5 protein-coding genes are annotated in these 5269 nt (G+C 70.7%); 3 read left to right on the forward strand and 2 right to left on the reverse strand.

The window, feature by feature from the left end; all coding sequences use genetic code 11:
• Positions 1-58 precede the first annotated feature (58 nt).
• Complete coding sequence (locus VGS97_RS14765; protein ID WP_414641718.1) at positions 59-910, forward strand: RNA polymerase sigma factor SigF; 852 nt, start codon at positions 59-61, stop codon at positions 908-910.
• 34 nt (positions 911-944) lie between these two features.
• Here VGS97_RS14765 and VGS97_RS14770 read toward each other — a convergent pair whose 3' ends face one another.
• Complete coding sequence (locus VGS97_RS14770) at positions 945-1400, reverse strand: hypothetical protein (RefSeq protein ID WP_326854064.1); 456 nt, start codon at positions 1398-1400, stop codon at positions 945-947.
• Positions 1401-1517: 117 nt separating this feature from the next.
• Between VGS97_RS14770 and VGS97_RS14775 the strand changes: the two genes are divergently transcribed.
• Positions 1518-2600, forward strand: coding sequence for a diacylglycerol/lipid kinase family protein (locus tag VGS97_RS14775; RefSeq protein ID WP_326854065.1), 1083 nt, complete (start codon positions 1518-1520; stop codon positions 2598-2600).
• 665 nt (positions 2601-3265) lie between these two features.
• Complete coding sequence (locus VGS97_RS14780; RefSeq protein WP_211470702.1) at positions 3266-3517, forward strand: WhiB family transcriptional regulator; 252 nt, start codon at positions 3266-3268, stop codon at positions 3515-3517.
• Positions 3518-3708: 191 nt separating this feature from the next.
• Here the strand turns inward: VGS97_RS14780 and VGS97_RS14785 are convergent, their stop codons facing one another.
• Positions 3709-5190 (reverse strand): histidine kinase N-terminal domain-containing protein, encoded by a 1482-nt coding sequence (locus VGS97_RS14785; RefSeq protein WP_349262137.1) that lies wholly within the window; start codon positions 5188-5190, stop codon positions 3709-3711.
• Between the last annotated feature and the right edge of the window lie 79 nt (positions 5191-5269).

Below are 5269 nucleotides of genomic sequence, written 5' to 3' on the forward strand. Positions count from 1 at the left end.
CGAGGGGCTCAACGCGGCGCAGATCGATCCGGTGAACGACGAGACCGCGCCGTTCGGCCTGCCGGACGGGGCCGGCGTGCCCGAGCCCGATACCCCGCGCGCGCCACGCCAGGCCGGCCCCCACCAGCCCACGCCGCGCAGTTCGGCGCACGCCGCCGCGCACGCGGAGGCCCGCGAGCTGTTCCGCCGGATGGCCGAGCTCTCCCCCGAGGACCCGGCCCGCGCCCAGATCCGCGACCGGCTGGTACGCATGCACCTGCCGCTGGTCGAGCATCTGGCCCGGCGGTTCCGCAACCGCGGCGAGCCGCTCGACGACCTGACCCAGGTGGCCACGATCGGCCTGATCAAGTCGGTGGACCGGTTCGACCCGCAGCGCGGCGTGGAGTTCTCCACCTACGCCACCCCGACGATCATCGGCGAGATCAAGCGGCACTTCCGGGACAAGGGCTGGGCGGTGCGCGTTCCGCGCCGGCTCCAGGAGCTGCGCCTCTCGCTCACCGCGGCCACCAGCGAGCTGTCCCAGCGCAACGGCCGCTCCCCCACCGTGGGCGAGCTCGCCACGCACCTCGGGCTGTCCGAGGAGGAAGTGCTCGAAGGGCTCGAATCGGCCAACGCCTACTCGACGCTGTCCCTCGACGTGCCCGAGTCCGGGGACGACGAGTCGCCCGCCGTGGCCGACTCGCTCGGCAGCGAGGACGAGGCCCTGGAGGGCGTGGAGTACCGCGAATCGCTCAAACCGCTGCTGGAGCAGCTGCCGGCCCGCGAGAAGCGGATCCTGCTGCTGCGTTTCTTCGGCAACATGACGCAGTCCCAGATCGCCGACGAGATCGGCATTTCCCAGATGCATGTCTCACGGCTGCTCGCCCGCACCCTGGCGCAGCTGCGTGACAAGCTGCTCGTCGACGAATAGCACGAACCGGACAACAGATCCGAGCACTGACGAATCAGCGCACGTCCCGGCTGAGCACCTTGTGCGAGGCCGGGACGAACAGCAGCACGACCCCGGCGAGCCCGAACAGCCCGACCGGCACGGCCTCACCGTAGTAGTGGCCCTGGAGCTGCCAGTAGGACGCCGCGATCACCAGCAGATGGGTGAGCAGCGCAGGGGTCCTGGCCCAGGGCTCGATCCGCAGCAGGCCGCGGGTCACCCCGCCGATGCCGAGGCCGAAGGCCGCGAACATCACCCCGGCCACCTCGGCCCGGCCGCGCAGCACCGGCTGCCCGCTCAGCCCGGCGACCACCAGGAAGATCCCGTAGCCGAGCAGCAGCGCGGCGACGATGCCGGTCAGCGCGGCCGCGGCGGTCACCGTGCCGGGCCGCTTCAGCGGCTCCTCGGTGCGGGTCAGGGGGGCGCTGACCGATCCGGCGCGATCCGTTTGAACCGCACGCTGCTTATTCACGCTTCGCAGCGTACAACTCGCCCATCGCGCTCCCGTGAGCCGGGCCTGCTTCCTGATGCGTCAGGCCAACGGCAGCCCGAGCGGCGCAGGCGCCTCCCACCTGGGTACTGTTGCTGCATGTCCCACGAGCGGTTGGCCACGCCCGCCGAGGGCGACGAAGGGGGCGGTTCGGCCGAGCACTCCGCCAGGCTCGCCGCGCCGCTGATGCAGGGCGAGCTCAGGCAGGTGGGGAAGGCTTTGTGCACGAGCGGCGCGCACCGCGGGCTGCTCGTCCTGAACCCGAAGGCGACCACGGCCAGCGAGCGCACCAGCGAGGTCCTGGTGGGCGCGCTCTCCTCGGCGCTCGATCTTCGCGCCGTGCGCACCGAGCGGCGCGGCCATGCGGCCGAGCTGGCGCGCTCGGCGATGGACGACGGCGCCGACGTGGTGATCGTGTTCGGTGGCGACGGAACGGTCAACGAGGTCGTCAACGGGCTGCTCACGCACGGGCCGGGCCCGCATGTGCCCAGTCTCGCGGTCATCCCGGGCGGCTCGACGAACGTCTTCGCCCGTGCGCTCGGTCTGCCCAACGACGCCGTCGAGGCGACCGGCGCCCTGCTGCGCTACCTGCGCGAGCAGCGCACGCGCCTCGTGTCCGTAGGCGCCGCGCTCGCCGACGAGGGGAACGGGACCCGGTACTTCACCTTCACGGCCGGCTACGGCTTCGACGCGGCCGTCACCTGCGAGGTGGAACGGCAACGCGCGGCAGGCCGCCGTGCGTCCGGCGCACTGTACATCCGGCTGTCGCTGAGCGAGTACTTCCGGCGCACCGACCGCAAGAACGCGCCTATCACCGCCACGCTGGCCGACGGCACCGAGCTGGAGCCGCTGTTCATGGCGGCTCTGGCGAACACCGCGCCGTGGACCTACCTCGGCAACCGGCCGATCCTGGCGACGCCCGACGCGGGGTTCGAGACCGGCCTCGACCTGTTCGGGCTGGCGGACTTCTCGCCGTTCGCGGTCGGGCTCAACGTCGGGCGGCTGATCGGGAACTCGCGGCGGCTGGCCGACGGGCCGGGCGTGCTGATCCGGCACGACCTGCCGGTACTCACTCTTTCGGCGCAACGCCCGGTCGCGTTCGAGGTGGACGGCGACTACCTGGGACCACGCGAACGTGTGACTTTGTGTAGTGTTCCAGCTGCGCTGCGCGTGTTCGCGTGATGTACTTGTTCCCGGCGAGGTGATCGCCCGCACCGTACTCCCGGCCGGGTACGGCGCGGACCCGGCTCGTCGCGGTTCTTCGGGGACCTTGGACTCACTGCCACCGCCTTCGACGGCGGCCTTTGAAGACAAGGTGTGATCCAGCAGACACCTGAGAATGCCAAAAATCCATCGCTAAACCCTTGTGCTGGTGCCCGGGGCCTGCGAGGCTTGTTCACGGCCTTGAAACGGCTGTGATCGCTCAGCGAGGAGTGTCCGGCCCCGCGCCGGCCCCGTAGCTGAGAGCGGCGGCACCTTCCGCTCAAGCGGGACGGTGTCAGCGGCTCCGAGACCAGCAACAGCCCAAGGCCCAAGAACCCCCCGCACGTCCCGGCCGTGGTCGGCACCGCCGACCCGCCGGTTCGAGCGGAGACGCTCGTGAAAGCGTTCACATTCACAAGAGTCGGTCAAGACTCGGTGAACCGGGAACATTTCATCGCGCGTCTGCATTAGGTATGAGTCCGGCGCACGTGTGGTGGCGGCGCCAGGACGACTACCGACCAACGCCGTGCTCGACGCGGCGACCGCAGTACCGCAGTGACCCACTGCACAAGCACACAAAGACGTTAGCTCGGGCGGGAGCATCCCACCCCGTCCGTAGCACCACAGGCGAGGAGTTAGAACCGATGGACTGGCGCCACCGCGCCGCGTGTCGCGATGAGGACCCGGAGCTGTTCTTCCCGATCGGGAACACCGGGCCGGCACTGCTGCAGATCGAAGATGCGAAGGCGGTTTGCCGCCGTTGCGATGTCATTGACCAATGTCTCCAGTGGGCGCTTGAGTCCGGCCAGGACGCGGGCGTCTGGGGCGGCATGAGCGAAGACGAGCGCCGCGCCCTCAAGCGCCGCGCCGCCCGCGCCCGTTCCCGGATGGCCTAGCCGCACCGGGACCGGGACCGCACGTACAGCGCTACACGCAGCACCGCGTAAGTCGTAACACCGCGTAGATCACGTAAGACCAGCATCGCCAGGGGACCGGCCAGACAACGGCCGGCCTTCTGGCGTGCTTGTACCTGCGTACCTGCATCCAGACCCCGGTCACCGACCCAGTTACCGACACGGCCGGGGAATCACTCCCCGACGCTCAGGTCGAGGGTGACCACCGTGCCGCCGCCCTCACGCGGGACCATGTCGAAGGTCCCGTTCAGGTCACCGGTGACCAGGGTCCGCACGATCTGCAAGCCGAGATTCCCGGCCGTCTGCGGATCGAAGCCGGGGGGCAGGCCACGGCCGTCGTCGCTGACCTGGATGGTCAGCTGCCGGGCCCGGCGCGTCGCGGTGACTTCAAGGGTCGAGCCGGCGCCGTCGAGGCCGTGCTCGAAGGCGTTCTGCAGCAGCTCGGTCAGGACCATCGCCAGCGGCGTGGCGACCTGGGCGGCCAGCACCCCGAACGAGCCGATCCGGCGGGACTGCACGCCCCGCGAGGAGGCGCCGCTGCCCGAGGCCGCCGAGTAGTCGACCACCATCGCCAGCACCCGGTCGGCGATCTCGTCGAACTCGACCCGCTCGTCGAGGGTCTGCGACAGCGTCTCGTGCACGATCGCGATCGAGCCGACCCGGCGCACCGCCTCGTGCAGTGCCGCCCGGCCGCGCGGCTCGTCCAGCCGGCGCGCCTGGAGCCGCAGCAGCGCGGCCACGTTCTGTAGGTTGTTCTTGACCCGGTGGTGGATCTCGCGGATCGTCGCGTCCTTGGTCACCAGCTCGCGGTCGCGCCGCCGCAGCTCGGTCACGTCGCGCACCAGCACCATCGCGCCGACGCGCGGGCCGAGCGGGGCGAGCGGGATGATGCGCAGGCGCATCGCGCCGTCGACGGCCTCCAGCTCGGTGTCCCGCGGGGCGCGGCCGTCCGCCGCGGACGCCAGCGCCTCGTCGATCGGGCCCGCCTGCGGGGCCAGCAACTCCGCGCAGGCCTTGCCGAAGTGCGAGCCGACCAGGTCCGCGCCGTGGCCGAGGCGATGGAAGACGGACACCGCGTTGGGGCTGGCGTAGGTCACCGTGCCGTCGGCGTCCAGGCGGATCATCCCGTCGCCGACCCGCGGCATCGCGTCGAGGTGGCTGCGCGAGTTCGGGTGCGGGAACCGGCCGGTGGCGATCATCTGCGCGAGATCCGACGCGGTCTGAAGGTACGTCAGTTCGAGACGGCTCGGCGTGCGCGCGGTGAGCAGGTTGGTGTTGCGGCCGATCACCGCGATGACCCGGTCGGCGCGGCGCACCGGGATCGCCTCGACCCGCACCGGGACCGCCTCGCGCCACTCGGGGTCGCCCTCGCGGATGATCCGGCCCACGTCCAGTGCCTGGTCGAGCAGCGGCCTTCGGCCGCGCGGCACCACGTGGCCGACCAGGTCGTCGGGATACGAGGTCGGCCCGGTGTTGGGCCGCATCTGCGCCACCGCGACGTAGCGCAGTTCGTCCGCGGTGGGCACCCACAGCACCAGGTCCGCGAAGGACAGATCGGCGAGCATCTGCCAGTCGGCGACAATGAGGTGCAGCCACTCCAGGTCTCGGGCGTCGAGCGTGGTGTGGGCACGTACCAGATCGTTCATGGACGGCATTGGCCCAGTATCCCAGGCGTACCCGTTTGGGCTGGCCTGGAACGGATGATGACCATGAGTTCACCCCTGGACTGGCTGG

Origin of the sequence: Actinocrinis sp., from assembly GCF_035946395.1 — a bacterium.
In the GTDB taxonomy this organism is placed as follows: Bacteria; Actinomycetota; Actinomycetes; order Streptomycetales; family Catenulisporaceae; genus Actinocrinis.

Coding starts and splice junctions, on each gene's coding strand:
- VGS97_RS14780 (WP_211470702.1), top strand. CDS start 3,266: ATGGACTGGCGCCACCGCGCCGCGTGTCGCGATGAGGACCCGGAGCTG.
- VGS97_RS14785 (WP_349262137.1), bottom strand. CDS start 5,190: ATGCCGTCCATGAACGATCTGGTACGTGCCCACACCACGCTCGACGCC.
- VGS97_RS14775 (WP_326854065.1), top strand. CDS start 1,518: ATGTCCCACGAGCGGTTGGCCACGCCCGCCGAGGGCGACGAAGGGGGC.